Here is a 17103-nt window from a genome sequence, read left to right as displayed (position 1 = left end):
GTCCGGGGCCCGTGCGGACCGGAACCAACGCTCTCGCACAGCCGGGGACCCGCCGTCCGCGGCCCGGGGCCACGGAGCGGGCCGTGTCGCCCTGGATAGAAAGTGCTTTCCGTGCCCTTGACGGGCGTGTGTGGCGGGACGTCAGAATCTGTTTGTTCACGATCAGTTGTGAGTACTTCTGAGCCCTGTCGGGCCTGATGAGGGAGATCCGTCATGACGGTCACACGCAGATCGGTCCTGATCGCCTCCGCCGCCGCGCCGGCGGCCGGGGCCCTGCTGGGCGCCCCCGCGGCGTGGGCCGCGGACGCGACGGGAGGCGGTGCGGGACGCGCCGCCGTTCCCCTGCGCGACGGCTGGCGCTTCCTGCTGGTCGACCACGACGGCGGCGCCGAGGACCCCGCCGGCGCCGCCGACCCGGCGTACGACGACTCGGCGTGGCGCGAGGTCGCCGTGCCGCACGACTGGAGCATCGAGCAGACGCCCACCACCGAGCACGGCACCACCAGCGGCACCGGCTTCCTGCCGGGCGGACTCGGCTGGTACCGCCTCGCCTTCACCCTGCCGCCCGCCCTCGCCGGCCAGCGGATCTCGGTCGAGTTCGACGGCGTCTACATGGACGCCGTCGTCCACTGCAACGGCCGGGAGGCGGGCCGCCACCCCTACGGCTACACGGGCTTCGCCCTCGACCTCACCGACCTGGTGCACACCGACGGCCGCACCGAGAACGTCCTCGCGCTCCGGGTCCGCAACCGGCTGCCGTCCAGCCGCTGGTACTCCGGCAGCGGCATCTACCGCGAGGCCCGCCTCGTGGTCACCGAACCGGTGCACGTACGGCGCTGGGGGACGTACGTCACCACGCCGCGGGTGAGCGAGGAGCGCGCCGTCGTCCGGGTGGAGACGAACGTCGTGAACGCCTCCGGCACCGCCCGCGAGGTCGAGGTCCGGTCGACGGTCGAGGACGCCGACGGGCGCACGGTCGCCCGCGCGGCCTCCACGGCCGACGTCACCGGCGAGGCGAGCGAGGTCCACGAACTCACCGTCTCCCGCCCCCGCCGGTGGGACTTCGCGGACCCGCACCGCTACACCCTGCACACCGAACTGCGCGTCGGCGGCCGCACCGTCGACACCTACCGCACCCCGTTCGGCATCCGCACCTTCCACGTCGACCCCGACGAGGGCTTCCACCTCAACGGCGCCTACACCAAGATCAAGGGCGTCGACCTGCACCACGACCTCGGCGCGCTCGGCGCCGCCGTCAGCGTCGACGCGATCCGCCGCCAGATGACCATCATGAAGTCGATGGGCGTCAACGCCTTCCGCACCTCGCACAACCCGCCCGCGCCCGAGATGATCGAGGTCTGCGAGGAGATGGGCATCATCATGCTGGTGGAGGCCTTCGACTGCTGGCGCACCGGCAAGAACCGCTACGACTACGGCCGGTTCTTCGACGAGTGGTGCGAGAAGGACGCCACCGAGATGGTCCTGGCGGCCCGCAACTCGCCCGCCGTCGTGATGTGGTCCATCGGCAACGAGGTCCCCGACTCCACCTCCACCGCGGGACTCGCCATGGCCGACCGGGTCATCGACGCCATCCGCGCCGCCGACGACACCCGCCCGCTCGTCATCGGCTCCGACAAGTACCGACGGATGCCCGCCAAGGGCTCCGCCGCCGACCTGATGCTGGCCAAGCTCGACGGACTCGGCCTCAACTACAACACCGCCAAGTCGGCGGACGACCTGCACGCGGCCTACCCGCACCTGTTTCTCTTCGAGTCCGAGTCGTCGTCCGAGACCTCCACCCGGGGCACCTACCAGGAACCGGAGCACCTGAACACCGGCGAGAATCACACCCCGGGCAAGCGCGCCACCTCCTCCTACGACAACAACCTCGCCTCGTGGACCATGAGCGGCGAGTACGGGCACAAGAAGGACCGGGACCGGAAGTGGTTCGCCGGCCAGTTCCTGTGGTCCGGCATCGACTACCTCGGAGAGCCGACGCCCTACGACGTCTTCCCGGTCAAGGCGTCCTTCTTCGGCGCGGTCGACACCGCCGGCTTCCCGAAGGACATGTACCACCTGTTCCGCAGTCAGTGGACGGACGAGCCGATGGTCCACCTGCTGCCGACGACCTGGAACCACCGCGAGGGCGACACCGTCGAGGTCTGGGCGTACGCCAACGTCGACACCGTCGAACTGTTCCTGAACGGCAGGTCCCTCGGCACCCGCGCCTTCGACACCAAGAGGACCGTCGACGGCCGCACCTACCTGGAGACCACCGAGGCCACCGGCGACGACAAGACCTTCACCGACGGCCCCTGCCCCGGCAGTTACACCAGTCCCAACGGCAGCGCGGGCAAGCTTCACCTGACCTGGCGGGTGCCCTTCGAACCGGGGGAGCTGAAGGCCGTCGCCCGGCGGGACGGGCGCAGGGTCGCCACCGACGTCCTGCGCACCGCCGGCGCCCCGCACGCCGTACGCCTCACCCCGGACCGCGAGAGCGTCGCCGCGGACGGCCGCTCCCTGGTCTTCGTCACCGCCGAGGTGGTCGACCGGCGCGGCGTGGTGGTGCCCGGCGCCGAGCACCTGATCTCCTTCGACGTCGCCGGCGGCTCGCTCGCCGGGCTGGACAACGGCCGCCAGGAGAGCGCCGAGCGCTACCAGGCCAGCACCCGCACCGCCTTCCACGGCAAGGCCCTCGCCATCGTGCGCTCCGGCACCCGGGCGGGCGCACTCCGGGTGACCGCCCGCGCGGAAGGGCTGCGCACTGGCACGGCGAGCGTGCGCGCCAGGCACTCCCAAGACCCGGCGACCACACCGGCCCCCGCCTTCCGGGCGGACCACCCGGCGCCCGTGGAGCACCCGCACGCCGACGCGAGCTACTCCGGCCGCCCCGGCACGCTCCCCGCCGCGATGCTGGACGGCGACCCGGCCACCGGCTGGTCCAATGGCTTCCACAAGGCGGCCACCGCCCTGCTGCCCGCCTTCGACGGGGCCCGCGCCGAGGACTGGGTGTCGGTCGACCACGGCCGCCGGCGCACCTACGAGAGGGTCGAGGTCTCGTTCACCGTGGACGCCGCCCACACCCTGCCCGCGACCGTCGAGGTCGCCGTCCGGGACGGCCGTTCCTGGCGCGCGGCCCGGGGCGTGCGGATCGACTGGGCCACCGCGTCCGACGAGCCGACCGTCATCACCTTCGACGCGGTACGCGGCTCCGGCGTCCGCCTCACCCTGACCAGCCGCCACCCCGGCGAGCCCAGGGGAGCGGTCCGCATCAGCCGCCTGGTGGCGCCCGCCGCCTGAGCCGTCGGGAGCGGTCCGGACGGGAACCAGTCCCGTCCGGACCGTTGACGGCGTGTCATGTCTGCCACAAGCATGTCTGCGACCGGAGTTTGGGAGCGCTCCCATTCGGGTGGGTCCCATCCGACGGACGCTTCCCTCCCACGTGAGCGCCACTCGTACCTCCCCCGAGGAGCCCAGACGTGAAAAGACGCAGAACCGCGCTCGTCTCCCTGACCGCCCTGCTGGCGGCGGCCGTCACCGCGCTGCCCGCCGCACCGGCCGGCGCCGAGGAGACCGAGCAGGTCAAGAACGGCACCTTCGACAACGGCACCGAGTCCTGGTGGGCGAGCAGCAACGTCACCGCGGCCGTCACCGACGGCCGGCTGTGCGCCGACGCCCCCGGCGGCACGGCCAACCGCTGGGACGCGGCCGTCGGCCAGAACGACATCACCCTGGTCGCGGGGGAGTCGTACCGCTTCTCCTTCACCGCGACCGGCACGCCCGCCGACCACGTGGTCCGGGCGATCGTGGGCCTGTCGGTGTCCCCGTACGACACCTACCACGAGGTCAGCCCGCAGCTCAGTGTCTCCGGCAACACCTACTCGTACACCTTCACCTCGCCCGTCGACACCACCCAGGGCCAGGTCGGCTTCCAGCTCGGCGGCACCCCCGACGCCTGGCGGTTCTGCGTGGACGACGTGTCGCTGCTGGGCGGGGTGGCGCCCGAGCCGTACGTGCCGGACACCGGGCCGCGGGTCCGCGTCAACCAGGTCGGCTACCTCCCCTTCGGCCCGAAGAACGCCACCGTCGTCACCGACGAGACCACGCGCCTGCGCTGGCAGCTGAAGAACGACCGCGGACGGGTCGTCGCCCACGGCTGGAGCGAGCCGCGCGGTGTGGACGCCTCCTCCGGGCAGAACGTCCACTCGATCGACTTCGGCCGTTACGAGAAGCGCGGCGACGGCTACACCCTGGTCGCCGACGGAGAGACCAGCCGGCCCTTCGAGATCGGCACCGCCGCCTACGAGCGGCTGCGCACCGATGCCGTGAAGTACTACTACACACAGCGCAGCGGCACCCCGATCAGCGACGAGCTGCGCCCGGGCTACGGCCGCCCGGCCGGACACGTGGGCGTGGCGCCCAACCAGGGCGACACCGAGGTCCCCTGCCAGCCCGGCGTCTGCGACTACACGCTCGACGTCTCCGGCGGCTGGTACGACGCCGGCGACCACGGCAAGTACGTCGTCAACGGCGGCATCTCCACGTGGGAGCTGCTGAGCACCTACGAGCGTTCGCTGCACGCCCGCACGGGCGAGCCGTCGAAGCTCGGTGACGGCACCCTCGGCATCCCCGAGAGCGCCAACAAGGTGCCGGACATCCTCGACGAGGTCCGCTGGGAGCTGGACTTCCTGCTGAAGATGCAGGTGCCCGAGGGGCAGCCGCTGGCCGGCATGGCCCACCACAAGATCCACGACGAGGCGTGGACCGGGCTGCCGCTGCTGCCCAGCGACGACCCGCAGAAGCGTGAACTGCACCCGCCGACCACCGCGGCGACCCTCAACCTGGCGGCGACGGCCGCGCAGGCGGCCCGTCTCTACCGGCCCTACGACCGGGAGTTCGCCGCGAAGGCGCTCGACGCGGCGCGCACGGCGTGGGCGGCGGCGCTGGCCCACCCGGACGTGCTCGCCGACGAGAGCGACGGCATCGGCGGCGGCGCCTACCCCGACAGCCAGGTCGAGGACGAGTTCTACTGGGCGGCTGCCGAGCTGTACCTGACGACGGGAGAGCGGGACTTCAAGGAGTACGTCCTGAACTCCCCGGTCCACACCGCCGACATCTTCGGCCCGCTCGGCTTCGACTGGGCCCGCACCGCGGCGGCGGCCCGGCTGGACCTGGCGACCGTCCCGAACCGGCTCCCCGGCCGGGACAAGGTCCGCCGCTCCGTCGTCCAGGGCGCCGACACGTACCTGGCCACGCTCAGGGCCCACCCGTACGGCATGCCCTACGCCCCCGAGGACAACGTCTACGACTGGGGCTCCAGCCACCAGATCCTCAACAACGCCGTCGTCCTCGCCACCGCCTACGACATCACCGGCGCCTCGAAGTACCGTGACGGCGCGCTCCAGAGCATGGACTACATCCTGGGCCGCAACGCGCTGAACATGTCGTACGTGACCGGCTACGGCGAGGTCAACGCGCACAACCAGCACAGCCGCTGGTACGCCAAGCAGCTGGACCCGACGCTGCCCGCACCGCCCGACGGCACCCTGTCCGGCGGACCGAACTCGAACATCCAGGACCCCTACGCACAGAGCAAGCTCCAGGGCTGTGTCGCCCAGTTCTGCTTCATCGACGACATCCAGTCCTGGTCGACCAACGAGCACACCATCAACTGGAACGCCGCACTGGCCCGGATGGCCTCCTTCGTGGCGGACCAGGGCTGACCGCACACAGGCCCCGCCCGCCTCCCGCGGTACCGTCGCGTCACCGTCCTGACCTGCGGCTATTTACCGGTCAGTACCCGCGCGGTACCGTGGGAGGCATGCCAGCTCTGAACGTGGAGTTCAGCGACCGCGAGCTCGAGGACCTGCGGCAGATCGCCAAGGAACGCGGTACGTCGATGAAGGCGCTCGTGCGGGAGGCCGCCGCCGCCGACATAGCCCGGCACCGGGCCCTCCAGGAGGGCGCGGAGGCCTTCCGCCGCTTCTTCTCGGCCCATGCCGACGAGTTCGCGGCCGCCTTCCCCGACGACGAACCACCGCCCGTCAGGGGCGAGGGGCGGGCCGCCTGACCCATGGCAGCGGTCCTGCACATCGACGTGCCCTGGCTGCTCCAGCGCCACGAGGAAGTGCTGCCGGAGCAGCCCACGATCAACGACTTCTCCGCACTGGTCGCCGCCGTCGCGCGGCACCGCGTCGACCCGCCCCGCCTCGGGGTCGACTCCGATCCGGCCTGGCGGGCCGCCGCCCTGCTGCACACCCTCGCCGTGCTCAAGCCGCTGCCCGCGGCCAACGCCCGCTTCGCCTGCGCCACGGCCGTCGCATACATGTACGCCAGCGACGTCGGCATCGACCCGCCCTACGGTGCCCTCGTCGACCTCGCGCGCGACCTGCTGTCCGGCAAGACCGACGTCTACGGCGCGGCGGACCGGCTGCGCTCCTGGCAGATCTGATCCCGGTCCGCTCCGGAGTGCGCGGAGAAAGGCGAAAGCCGGTGCGGGCGGCAAGAGTTGCAGCGGAATCTGACCTTCTTTCAAAGCGGGCCGATGTTGCCCGGTCGCCTTGTTGACCATGAGTGGTTTGTGCGAGAGTGAAGCACCCGTGCGGGGGGTAAAGGCCGGGTCTCGCACGCGCGTTGAGGAACCCAGTCCGAATTTCGCCGTGGCGAATTCACGCTCCCCACACCGCGCCCAAAAGGTATACACCAATTGGTGATCCCTTTTCGGCGACCGGAACTTCTGAGTCACACGCGCGTGGGAAGGAACGACCTCAGTGCCCACCCCCCACCCCCCTCGACCCGCCCACCCGCCTTCGGGCGGTGGCGCCGGGGAGTCCGACGAACTGCTGGCCGCGCGCTTGCGGGACGGCCCGGAGAGCGAGGCCTTCCGGGCCGCGGCCCTCCTCATGGCGCGGCACTGGCAGCCCGCCCACGACTACGCGGCCATCTGCCTCGCCACGTCGGATCAGGTCACCGGGATGGTCACCGGTGCCGCTTGGCACCGGGTCCTGGACCGGCTGGCCCAGGGCGAGCAGGCCACGGCCCTGCGTCCGCGGCTGCTGGTGGCAGTGCGGGACGCGGTCCGGCAGTGGTCCGCGGACGAGGGGATGTCCGCCGTTCTCCCGCAGTTGCTCAAACCCGCCGGCGGACGTGGCATGCGGGCGGCGAAGTCCATGACTCCGGAAAACCGCACCTTGGCCGCCCGGGCATTCGCGTCACTTCCCGGACCGGCCCGCTGTTTGCTCTGGCACACGGAGGTCGAAGCCGAAAACATAAGTGTCCCGGCCGGTCTGCTGGGCATGGATACCGACACCGCGTCGGTCACTCTCGAACAGGCGCGGGAGAAATTCCGCGAAGGCTGCCTGGACGCCCACCGGCAACTCGCGCCCTCCCAGGACTGCCGCTTCCACGGCCGGCTCCTCGACGTACCGATCCGCCGGGGCGGCGCCCTGCTCCCGGACGTCCGCAGGCACCTGGCCGACTGCCGTCACTGCCGGCACGCGGCCGAACAGCTCGGCCACTTCGAGCGCGGACTGGACACACTGATCGCCGAAGCGGTGCTCGGCTGGGGCGCCCGGCGCTATCTCGACTCCCGCCCGGGACGGGCGACGCAGGGCAGCCTCGCCAAGGGGAACGCCCGGCACCGCGGCGGACGCCCGGGCCTGCTGTCCCGCATCCCCGTCCCCGTGCGCCGGCCACCGGGCCGGCCGCGCTCCGGCCGGGCGGTGCTCAGGCAGTTCGGCGCCGCGTCGGCGGGGGTGCTGACCGTCGTGCTCGTGGTGAGCGTGTGGTCCTACGACGGCGGCGGTGCCGATCCGGCCGCCTCCACCAGCGCCGTGGGGCAGGAGGGCACGGCCTCCGCCACCAGCCGGCCGAAACCGCCCGGCGCGGCCGGAGCGCCCACGGCGGCCGACCGGACGCGGCTGCGCAACGTCGCCGCGGACCTCTGCCTCGACGTCCGGGGCGAGCCGAGGGCCGGCGCGGGTGCCCGCCTGGCGGAGTGCTCCGAGGCGTGGACCCAGCAGTGGACCCACGAGGACGACGGGCTGCTGCGCAGCGTCGCCGACCCGGGGCTGTGCCTGGACTCGCAGGCGGACGCCGGAGTCGTCATCCTCGGTACCTGCGCCGACGAGGGCACCGAGCGGGGCGGTCACGTGCGCTACGACCTCACCGGGCGGGGTGAGCTGGTGCCGCGCTGGCAGCGGCAGCTCGCCCTCGCCGCCACCACCACCGCCCCGGACACCGACGTGGTGGTCAAGGTGCACGACGACTCCGACACCCAGCACTGGCGGATCGAACCGGCACCGGCGGAGGGCTCCCTGCCCACCGTCCGCACCGGCACCCCGGCCGCGCGGGCGGTGGAGCTGCCGGGCGGCTGAGCCGACACCGCGCGGGCGCGCCCGTGACCCGCTCCGGCCGCGCGGTGCCGCCGGGCGCGGGCCGTCGCCCGACGGCGGGCCGGCTCGCGTGCACAACGTCCGCGTGCCGCCGGGACGCACTGGTCGCGCGCCCCGGACGGGCGCCCGGTCCGGGGGCGTGGTCGGCAGCATCCCAGCCGGGCCGGCGGGAGGTGCGCGGTCGCGGTCTTCCGCGTGACCCGGTACCGGGCCGCCGGGCCGTGTACCGGTGGCCCGCCCGGCACCCACCCGGCCACCGGTCCGGCAGCGGAGTTCTCCCGCAGGGCTGCCCGGGGTACCCGGCGTGACCCGCCGGTCCCGGCTCCGGAGCGACGGTGGCCGGGGAGCAGGGTGTTCTCGGCGGGCGTGGCTGCCGGTGGCAGCGCCGGGTTCCCAGGTGGGCGGGTGCGGGGCGGGCCTAGCTCGACGCGCGGTCCCCCGGCGGGCTACGCGGGGTCCTCGGTGAGGTCCCCGGGGCCCGGGGTCAGGGGGGAGGCGTGGCCCGACAGGGCCAGGGTGAGGTCGAGTTCGGCGAGCAGGCAGCGGATCACGTGCTCCACGCCCGCCTGCCCGTCCAGGCCCAGGCCGTAGACGTAGGGGCGGCCCAGGAGCACCGCCCGCGCGCCGAGCGCCAGCGCCTTGAAGACGTCGTCGCCGGTGCGCACGCCACTGTCGAACAGTACGGTGAGCCGGTCGCCGACCGCTTCCACCACGCGCGGCAGGGCGTCGGCGGCGGCTACGGAGCCGGCCACCTGGCGGCCGCCGTGGTTGGAGACCACCACCCCGTCCATCCCGGCGTCGGCGGCCAGCCGGGCGTCGTCCGGGTGCAGGATGCCCTTGAGCACGACCGGGCCGTCCCAGTTCTCCCGCAGGAACGCCAGATCCGGCCAGGATTTGGCGGGGTCGGAGAACATGCCGACGAAGTGCATCACCGCGGCGTTCGGATCCTCGTGCACGGGTTTGGCCAGACCGGCCCGGAACGCCGGGTCGGAGAAGTAGTTCGCCGTGCCCACCCCGTGCAGGAACGGCAGGTACGCCTGGTCGAGATCGCGCGGGCGCCAGGAGAGCAGGGGCGTGTCCAGGGTGACGAAGAGCGCGCTGTACCCGGCCGACTTCGCCCGCTCCAGGAAACTGCGGGCCACCTCACGGTCCTTGGGCCAGTAGAGCTGGAACCAGCGCTCCCCGTCGCCCATTGCCTCGGCGACCTGCTCCATGGGTGTGCTGGACGCGGAGGAGAGGACGTACGGCACGCCCTGCGCGGCGGCCGCCCGGGCGGCCGCCGGTTCCGCGTCCGGGTGCATGATCGACAGGACGCCGACCGGCGCGAGCGCCAGCGGGGCGGGCAGCGGACGGCCCAGCACCTCGACCGAGAGGTCCCGTTCGTGCACGTCCCGCAGCATGCGCGGGACGATCCGGCGCCGGTCGAGAGCGGCCCGGTTGGCGCGCGCGGTACTGCCGTCCCCCGCGCTGCCGGCGACGTACCCGACGGGACCGGGGCCCAGGCGTCGTTCAGTGAGCTCCTCCAGCCGGGTCAGGTCCGTGGGCAGGCGGGGAACGGCCCCGGTCATGCCGTTGAGGTAGATCTCGTACTGGAAGTCCGCCCAGTGCTTCGCCATCCCAAGTCCCGCCCCTCGTCGTCGAGCTCGCGTGAGCCAGCACCATACCCACGAGTATGTCGGGCCCCGGGGCCAGGGGTGACGGGCATGTTCCGGGAGTGTTTCCGGCCTATTGGTGAACGTACGGATCACGCCATCCGGCCAGTTCATGACTGAAGTACCGATCAAGAACCGGCCTCTTACGGACTTGGAACGTTCGAATTCTGTGACTTCACGCCACTGATTCAATACGCAAGGTTACCGAAATCCATGGGGTCGAGATGAGTTTCGGTGCCGGACTCGGCAGACTCGCGCTCGCCGTTCCGGCACCCACCGGTCCGGGCCGGCGACCACCCTCATCTCGAGCGGAAGGATGCACACAATGCGGAACACCGCGCGCTGGGCAGCGACTCTGGGCCTGACGGCCACCGCCGTCTGCGGGCCCCTCGCAGGGGCCTCCCTCGCCTCCCCGGCCACCGCCCCCGCGTCGCTCTACGCCCCCTCGGCCCTCGTGCTGACCGTGGGCCACGGAGAGAGCGCTGCCATCGCCGCACCGGTACGCGCGGTCACCCTGACCTGTGCCCCCCAGGCCTCGGGCACCCATCCCGCGGCCGAGGCCGCCTGCGCCGAACTGCGCGGCGCGGGCGGCGACTTCGACGCCCTCAGAGCGGACCCCGGCGTCTTCTGCACCCGCGAGTACGCCCCCGTCGTCGTCACGGTCGACGGCGTCTGGCAGGGCAGGCACGTCTCCTACGAACGAACCTTCGCCAACGAGTGCGTGAAGAACGCGGGCAGCGACAGCGTCTTCACGTTCTAGGACCGGGGCCGCCCGGCCGTGCGGCGTGACCGGCCGCTCGCTACTGGGGAGTGCGAGCAGCCGCCGTACGGGAAGCGCGGTCCCGCACCGGGGACGGCGGACGGAGTGGGGCCGTCCGCCGTTCTCCGGGACCGGGAGGCAGTGGGGCGCGCGGGTCAGCTCTTCGCCGACGACCCGTCGCCGGGGCCGGACGACCTCGCGCGGTGGCTGGTGTCGCACCAGGGGAAGCGCCGGCTGCGGCGACAGGTGCACAGTGCGACCCGGAAGCGGTCGGAGGACACCGTCGTCCCGTCCTCCAGCTCCACTTCCACCGGCCCCTCCACCAGCATCGGCCCCCGGCGCTGGACCTTGACCCGGACCGGATCGCCGGACGAGGGACGAGAAGAGTCAGACGGGGAGTTCGGCACGGACGACCACCAGCTCCTCCTCGACGTCGGCCAGGGACAGCAGCCCGCGCTGCCGAAGCCAGCGTTCCCGGCCGCGCACCACCGGACCGAACGCGATCCGCCGCCGCCGGGTCACCGCCGCCTTCAGGCCGGCCTCGCGGAGATTGCCGACGGTCCGCTCCGGATCGCTGAGGGCGGACTGCACCAGCAGCAGCACGCCGCCGGGGCGCAGCAGGCCGGGCACCTCCCGGCAGATCCGGTCCAGGACCAGCCGGCCGTCGTGGCCCGCGTCCCAGGCCCGCGCCGCACCGCGCGGCGGGCGCCCGGCGCCCGGCGCCGGCACGTACGGCGGATTGGCCAGCACGAGATCGAAGGTCTCGCCGCGCACGGGCGTGAAGAGGTTGCCGTGCCGGACACGGACGCGCAGCCCGGCCCGCGCGGCGTTCAGGCGGGCGGCGCACACCGCGCGCCACGACACGTCGACCGCGGTCACCCGGCCGCCCCGCCGGGCCGCCGCCAGCGCCAGGGCGCCCGTGCCGGTCCCCACGTCGAGTACGGCCGCGCCCGGCGGGAGCGACTCGTCGGACAGCGCCCCGGCCAGCAGGGCGGTGTCCTCCTGAGGGGCGTAGACGCCCGGAAGCACCATGAAATCCACGGAACCCAGGTACCCCGCCCGTCACGGAATATGGGCCGCGCCGGACGGCTCGGCGGACCGGTCGGGCAGCCGGGTCCGCAAGGACGACCTGCCGCTTCGCCAGTCGGCGAGCAGCCGGGCCCCGAAGCGGTCCTCCAGGAACCCGGTGGCGTCGATGCCGAAGACGACGTCCGCCGCGAGCTCCGGTTCCTGCTCCAGGAGGCCGTCGATCACCTCGTGCCGGACGATCTGCTCGTGCACCGCGTCGGCCTCGACGTGCTCGTCGTAGAAGTGCTCGGCGGCGGGACCGGCCCCGGTGCGGCGCATCGCCTCGGCGAGCCGCCGCGAACCGGGCGACGAGGTGATCTCGACCGCCGCGAAATGGCCGACCAGCGCGCCGCGCAGGGAGCGGTGCAGGCCGAACAGCGACATCATGTTCACCGTGGCCAGGCACTCGGCCGAGGCCGCGTCGAGATACCGCCCGTACGCCGTGTCCAGGTCCAGGTCCCTCATCAGGTCGGCGAACAGCCGGGCGTGCACCCGCTCGGCACGGCCGCCGCCGTACTCGTCGAACTCCACCGCCGCCATCGCCGCCTTCGCCCTGCCCCACAGCCGCGGCAGCACCCAGGCGTGCGGGTCGGCCTCCTTGAGGTGGTACAGGGACCGCTGGGCGGCGTACTCGCGCAGCTGCCACAGTTCGCCCTCGTCCCGCAGGAAGTGGCTGACGCCCTTCCCGTCGACGGGTTCGACGAGGAGCGCCCCGACCGCCTCCGCCACGCTGTCGTGGACCGGGGTGTCGGCCCGCAGCGCGGACAGGAAGCGGTCCTCCAGGGCTGCCCGGACACGCAGCAGGCCGGGGTCCCATTCGAGGCCGGGGGACACACCGGCGAAGCCCCGGTAGTGCAGTTCGTAGCACTGGTACAGGGCGAGTTGCAGGTCGTCGCCGTAGGGTGACGCGGCGGCGACGGTCTCGGGGGCGGGCAGCGGGCCGGCCCCGAGCAAGTACGTGCCGACGGCCGCGGAGATCGGGCCCCGGGCCGTCGGCGACTGTGGTCCTTCGCGGTCGTACTCCATGGCGCAGCGAGTACCCGGACGGCGCCGCGGCACCCCTGCCCGCGCGCGGCGGGCGGCGCCTCACTCCCTCTCGGCGTCCTCCTGGGCCCCGGTGTTGGGCGAGGTGGCGTCTCCCGCCTCACCCCGGCGCGGGCCCTCGTCGGACTCGGCGTCGCGCGGCCTGGCCTGCTCGATCTCGCGCAGGACCTCGTCGATGGCGGTCTCGGGCTCGTTGTGGTCGGAATCGCCGTTCCGGGACACGGATGCTCCTCTCCTCGTACGACCGGACCCCTTCGGCCCGGCCCGTTCACTCGGTTCAGCTCGACGTGCTCGCGATGCGCAGGGGCACCGCGGCCGGGACGGTCACCTCGTCGCTGTGGCGGGTGACCTCCGCCCACCAGGCGGGGCCGTCCTCGATGTGGCGCAGCAGGACGCCCTCGCGGATCGCCCACGGGCAGAGCGTGACCGACTCCAGGCCGGTCAGCTTCATCGCGGTGTGCCCGACCACCGCCCCGGCCAGGCTCTGCGCCGCGCGCGGCGCGGAGATGCCCGGCAGCCGGGCCCGCTCGTCGGCGGTCAGGGCGGCGAGGCGGTCGGCCGCCTCACCCAGGTCCGAGCAGAGCATCCGGCGCTCCACGAACGGACCGTGCCGGCCGGGCGGCGCCCCGCACAGCCGGCCCAGCTGCTGGAAGGTCCGGGAGGTCGCCACCGCGGTGCGCGGACCCTCCCAGCGGATCCGCGCGGCGACGTCCCGCAGCTGATGGCGGACCTTGCGGCGCATCGCCCGGACCTGCTCGGGCGGCGGCGCGTCCTCGCCGCCCTCCAGGAACTCGTGGGTCAGCCGGGCCGCGCCCAGCGGCAGCGAGGCGACGAAGTCCGGCAGCCGGCCGCGGCCGAAGGCGATCTCCAGCGAGCCGCCGCCTATGTCGAGCAGCGCGAGCGGCCCGGACCGCCAGCCCATCCAGCGCCGGGCCCCGAGGAAGGTCAGCTCCGCCTCCACCTCGCCCGGCAGGGTGCACAGGGCGACGCCCGTGCGGGCACGGACGGTGCGCAGCACCTCCCGCCGGTTGGGCGCGGCCCGCACCACGGCCGTCGCGAAGGCCAGCGGGCCGGCCGCGCCCCACCGGGCCGCCGTCCGGCTCGCGCCGTCGACGGCCTCGACGAGCCGCTCCACGGCCTCCTCGGGCACCGGGGCACCCGGCTTGACCTGCTCCGACAGCCGCAGCCGCCACTTCGCGGTGTGGACCGGCAGCGGCACCCCGCCCTCCGCGTCCGCCACCATGAGCCGGACCGTGTTCGATCCCACATCCACCACGCTGATACGCATGAAGGCGCAGGTACCCATTTCCGGCCGGTCCAAGGGCCTCCCCGGCGGGTACGGCCGGAAACCGCACGGTCCGTGTCAGGCCAGCTGCCGCCGCACCAGCTCGTGCAGCCGGCCGCCCGTGTCCGCGAGCAGCTCGGCGGGCGGGCCCTGCTGGGCGACCTTGCCGTCCTCCATCACGATCACGCGGTCGGCGTCCAGCACCGTGGACAGGCGGTGCGCGATCACCACCCGGGTCGCGTTGAGGGCCTTGGTCGACTCGATCACCCGGCGCTGGGTCTCGTTGTCCAGGGCGCTGGTCGCCTCGTCGAAGAAGAGGATGCGCGGCCGGCGGATCAGCGCCTGCGCGATCATCAGCCGCTGCCGCTGGCCGCCGGAGACCGCCCCGCTGCCCGAGACGATGGTGTGCAGCCCCATCGGCATCCGCTTGATGTCCTCCGCGAGCCCCGCCATCTCGGCCGCCGCCATCGCCTCCTGAGGCGTGTACGGCTCGGTGCCGCAGATGACGTCCAGGATCGAACCGGTGAAGGGCTGGGCGTGCTGGAGCACCACCCCGCACTGCCGGCGCACCGCCGACTGGTCGAGCGCGGCCAGGTCCTGGCCGTCGTACAGGACGCTGCCCGACAGCGGCCGGTCGAAGCCGATCAGCAGCCGCAGCAGCGTCGACTTGCCGCAGCCGCTCGGGCCGACGACCGCCACGAACTCGCCCGGCCGTACGTCGAAGGAGACGTCGTCCAGGACCAGCGGCCCGTCGTCGGTGTACCGGAACGACAGCCGGCGCGCCTCGATCGCCCCCGACAGCGGCCCCGGCCGGGTGCTGGCCGTGCGCACCTCGGGCGTGGCGTCCAGGACCGGCCGGATCTCCTCGAACAGCGGCAGCGCGGCCACCGCCGACACGAACGCGCCGGTCAGCTGGGTGACCGAGGTCAGCAGCATGGTCACCGACGCGTTGAAGGTGAGGAAGTCGGCCGCCGACATCGAGCCGCGCGCCGGACCCGCCAGCAGCATGAACATCAGCAGCGTGCACAGCGGCAGGTACACCGCGCCGAGCACCGAGTTCAGGTTCTTGATCCGGCCCGCCCGCTGCTGGAGCTCCCGGCTGCGCGCGAACTGCTCCGCCCACGCCGCGTACGCGTAGTTCTCGGCCGCCGCCACCCGCAGCTTGGGCAGCCCGCGCAGGGTCTGGAACGCCTGGTTGTTCAGCTTGTTGGTGAGTTTCACCAGCCGCCGCTGCCAGCGCACCTGCCACAGCCCGAGCCCCAGGAACACGCCGGCGACGACCACCAGCACGCCGATCGCCGCGAGCGCCATGGGCACGCTGAACCAGAGCAGCAGCGCGAGGTTCATCGCCCCGACGGTCACCGACTGGGCCACCGTCGGACCGACGCCCGCCAGCAGTCTGCGGATCGCGCTGATGCCCATCGCGGCGCTGGCCAGCTCACCGGTGGAACGCTCGGTGAAGAAACTCGTCGGCAGCCGCAGCAGCCGGTCCCACACGGCGGGCTGGAGCGTCGCCTCGACACGGCCCTCCAACCGCAGGATGGTGAGGTTCTGCAGCAGCATGAAGGCCGCCGCGACGACGCCGCTCAGCATCACCGCGAGACACACCTGCGCGATCAGCCCGGTCTGCGCCTTGGGCACGAACTCGCCGAGCACCTTGCCGGTCGCGACCGGCACCAGCGCGCCCAGCGCCACCGTCACCAGTCCGGCGAGCACCAGCCCGGTCAGATCACCGCGCGTGCCCGTCAGACAGAACCGCAGCAGGCGCAGCGGGCTGAGCCGCCGTTCGGGCAGCGGCCGGTAGAACATCACCGCCCGCGGCTCGAACTCCTCCGCGTTCGCCTTCTCGACCGGCGTCTCCCGTCCGGTCGCCGGATGGACGGCCACATAGCCGCCGCGCCGCCACAGGAGCGCCACCGGCGCGCCCGACAGGGCCCGGTGGCCGACCAGGGACCCGACGTCGTCGCGCCACCAGCGGCCGTCCAGCCGCACGGTGCGGGTGCGCACGCGCGAGGCGACGGCGATCCGCTCCACCGGATCGATCCGGTCGCTCTCCGTGCCGTTCCGCGCGGGCTCGGCGAGCGGGATTCCGGCGGCGCGGGCGACCAGCCGGCAGGCCGCGTACGTGGCGTCGGCGTCGGCGGCCGTGCTCCGCTGTCCCGACCGCTTGCCGATGGAGGCCAGCAGCGTCCGGTCGGCCCGGGCGCGCACCGCCTCACCGGCCTTGATCCGGGCCGCCGTACGGGTCTCGTGGGTGCGCTCCAGCTGCTCGATCCAGCGGTCCAGCGTGGTCAGCAGCCGGTACTGCTGGTCGACCATGCTCTGCCACAGCGCGGGGTCCATGAGCAGGTCGGCCGCCGCCTCGTCGCCGTACACCGCCCCGTACTGCACGCTGCCCGGCGGGACCTGCATCCAGAAGACGTCGTCGTCGGTGGGCGCCGCCGCCCGTTCGGTGGCCATCGGCGCCTGGAAGAGGACGGTCAGGCCGCGGCCCACACCGAGGGCGAGGGCGAATTCCAGCGGGCTGGTGGCGGGCGGCACGTACTGCGGGTTGCCGTACTCGTCGTACGACCAGGTCTGGGTGCTCGCCGGCTGGTACAGCTCGCGCAGCCCGATGCGGTGCACCACGCAGTCCCGCAACGGGCGGGCGACCAGCGTGTGCCGGGGCCCGGTGACCGGCCCGAGCAGCACCGAGCCCGCCTCCAGCCGGCCCAGGTGGTGCCAGTGGCCCTGCTCCCCGGCGTCCACCGCGAACAGATCCACCGCGCCGGACGCCACCAGCCACAGCACCTGCGGCCCTTCCAGGTCGAGGCGGCCGAACCCGGCGCAGTCCACCCGGGTGCCCAGCGAGCCGAGCGCCCCGAGGACGAGGTCGCCCTGCCCTTCGTGCACGGCTGTCAT

At 73.2% G+C, this 17103-nt stretch carries 13 protein-coding genes; 6 read left to right on the top strand and 7 right to left on the bottom strand.

The window, feature by feature from the left end; genetic code table 11:
• Positions 1-213 precede the first annotated feature (213 nt).
• From ACFW47_RS23325 to ACFW47_RS23305, 5 genes are all read left to right on the top strand, one after another.
• Entirely contained in the window at positions 214-3300 is a 3087-nt protein-coding gene (locus ACFW47_RS23325) for a glycoside hydrolase family 2 TIM barrel-domain containing protein (RefSeq protein WP_386306912.1), read from the top strand.
• Positions 3301-3479: 179 nt separating this feature from the next.
• Complete coding sequence (locus ACFW47_RS23320) at positions 3480-5723, top strand: glycoside hydrolase family 9 protein (protein WP_386306911.1); 2244 nt, start codon at positions 3480-3482, stop codon at positions 5721-5723.
• Positions 5724-5821: 98 nt separating this feature from the next.
• Positions 5822-6070 carry a hypothetical protein gene (locus tag ACFW47_RS23315; RefSeq protein WP_030975726.1) on the top strand — a complete coding sequence of 83 codons (249 nt, stop codon included), beginning with the start codon at positions 5822-5824 and terminating at the stop codon, positions 6068-6070.
• 3 nt (positions 6071-6073) lie between these two features.
• Positions 6074-6451, top strand: a complete 378-nt coding sequence (locus ACFW47_RS23310; RefSeq protein ID WP_386306910.1) for a toxin Doc — start codon at positions 6074-6076, stop codon at positions 6449-6451.
• A gap of 319 nt (positions 6452-6770) precedes the next feature.
• Positions 6771-8375 carry an RICIN domain-containing protein gene (locus ACFW47_RS23305; RefSeq protein ID WP_386306908.1) on the top strand — a complete coding sequence of 535 codons (1605 nt, stop codon included), beginning with the start codon at positions 6771-6773 and terminating at the stop codon, positions 8373-8375.
• A 464-nt stretch (positions 8376-8839) separates the two neighbouring features.
• On the opposite strand, the gene ACFW47_RS23300 is transcribed toward ACFW47_RS23305, so the two are convergent.
• Positions 8840-10009 (bottom strand): lactate 2-monooxygenase, encoded by a 1170-nt coding sequence (locus ACFW47_RS23300; RefSeq protein ID WP_386277531.1) that lies wholly within the window; start codon positions 10007-10009, stop codon positions 8840-8842.
• A 361-nt stretch (positions 10010-10370) separates the two neighbouring features.
• On the opposite strand from ACFW47_RS23300, the gene ACFW47_RS23295 reads away from it, so the two are divergent.
• On the top strand, positions 10371-10805 hold the full coding sequence (locus ACFW47_RS23295; protein ID WP_386306906.1) for a protease inhibitor: 435 nt from the start codon (positions 10371-10373) through the stop codon (positions 10803-10805).
• A gap of 155 nt (positions 10806-10960) precedes the next feature.
• Here the strand turns inward: ACFW47_RS23295 and ACFW47_RS23290 are convergent, their stop codons facing one another.
• The 6 genes from ACFW47_RS23290 to ACFW47_RS23265 all read right to left on the bottom strand — a co-directional run bounded on the left by ACFW47_RS23290 (position 10961) and on the right by ACFW47_RS23265 (position 17103).
• A complete protein-coding gene (locus ACFW47_RS23290; protein ID WP_386277527.1) occupies positions 10961-11212 on the bottom strand; it encodes a CDGSH iron-sulfur domain-containing protein in 252 nt (83 codons plus the stop codon).
• Positions 11193-11837 (bottom strand): HemK2/MTQ2 family protein methyltransferase, encoded by a 645-nt coding sequence (locus ACFW47_RS23285; RefSeq protein ID WP_386277525.1) that lies wholly within the window; start codon positions 11835-11837, stop codon positions 11193-11195. Before ACFW47_RS23285 ends, ACFW47_RS23290 begins: the two co-directional genes overlap by 20 nt.
• Positions 11838-11867: 30 nt before the next feature.
• A complete protein-coding gene (locus ACFW47_RS23280; RefSeq protein ID WP_386277523.1) occupies positions 11868-12899 on the bottom strand; it encodes an iron-containing redox enzyme family protein in 1032 nt (343 codons plus the stop codon).
• Between the two features lie 60 nt (positions 12900-12959).
• Complete coding sequence (locus tag ACFW47_RS23275) at positions 12960-13139, bottom strand: hypothetical protein (protein WP_386306904.1); 180 nt, start codon at positions 13137-13139, stop codon at positions 12960-12962.
• 55 nt (positions 13140-13194) lie between these two features.
• On the bottom strand, positions 13195-14205 hold the full coding sequence (locus ACFW47_RS23270) for a Ppx/GppA family phosphatase (protein ID WP_386277519.1): 1011 nt from the start codon (positions 14203-14205) through the stop codon (positions 13195-13197).
• A 75-nt stretch (positions 14206-14280) separates the two neighbouring features.
• Entirely contained in the window at positions 14281-17103 is a 2823-nt protein-coding gene (locus ACFW47_RS23265; RefSeq protein WP_386306903.1) for an NHLP bacteriocin export ABC transporter permease/ATPase subunit, read from the bottom strand.

The sequence above is a fragment of the Streptomyces sp. NPDC058796 genome (assembly GCF_042745235.1).
Classification (GTDB): domain Bacteria; phylum Actinomycetota; class Actinomycetes; order Streptomycetales; family Streptomycetaceae; genus Streptomyces.
The sequence above is the reverse complement of the archived record's forward strand: the minus strand, read 5'-3'. Positions and strand labels throughout refer to the sequence as shown.

Coding starts and splice junctions, on each gene's coding strand:
- ACFW47_RS23270 (WP_386277519.1), bottom strand. CDS start 14,205: ATGCGTATCAGCGTGGTGGATGTGGGATCGAACACGGTCCGGCTCATG.
- ACFW47_RS23265 (WP_386306903.1), bottom strand. CDS start 17,103: ATGACAGCCGTGCACGAAGGGCAGGGCGACCTCGTCCTCGGGGCGCTC.
- ACFW47_RS23310 (WP_386306910.1), top strand. CDS start 6,074: ATGGCAGCGGTCCTGCACATCGACGTGCCCTGGCTGCTCCAGCGCCAC.
- ACFW47_RS23315 (WP_030975726.1), top strand. CDS start 5,822: ATGCCAGCTCTGAACGTGGAGTTCAGCGACCGCGAGCTCGAGGACCTG.
- ACFW47_RS23285 (WP_386277525.1), bottom strand. CDS start 11,837: ATGGTGCTTCCGGGCGTCTACGCCCCTCAGGAGGACACCGCCCTGCTG.
- ACFW47_RS23295 (WP_386306906.1), top strand. CDS start 10,371: ATGCGGAACACCGCGCGCTGGGCAGCGACTCTGGGCCTGACGGCCACC.
- ACFW47_RS23325 (WP_386306912.1), top strand. CDS start 214: ATGACGGTCACACGCAGATCGGTCCTGATCGCCTCCGCCGCCGCGCCG.
- ACFW47_RS23300 (WP_386277531.1), bottom strand. CDS start 10,009: ATGGCGAAGCACTGGGCGGACTTCCAGTACGAGATCTACCTCAACGGC.
- ACFW47_RS23280 (WP_386277523.1), bottom strand. CDS start 12,899: ATGGAGTACGACCGCGAAGGACCACAGTCGCCGACGGCCCGGGGCCCG.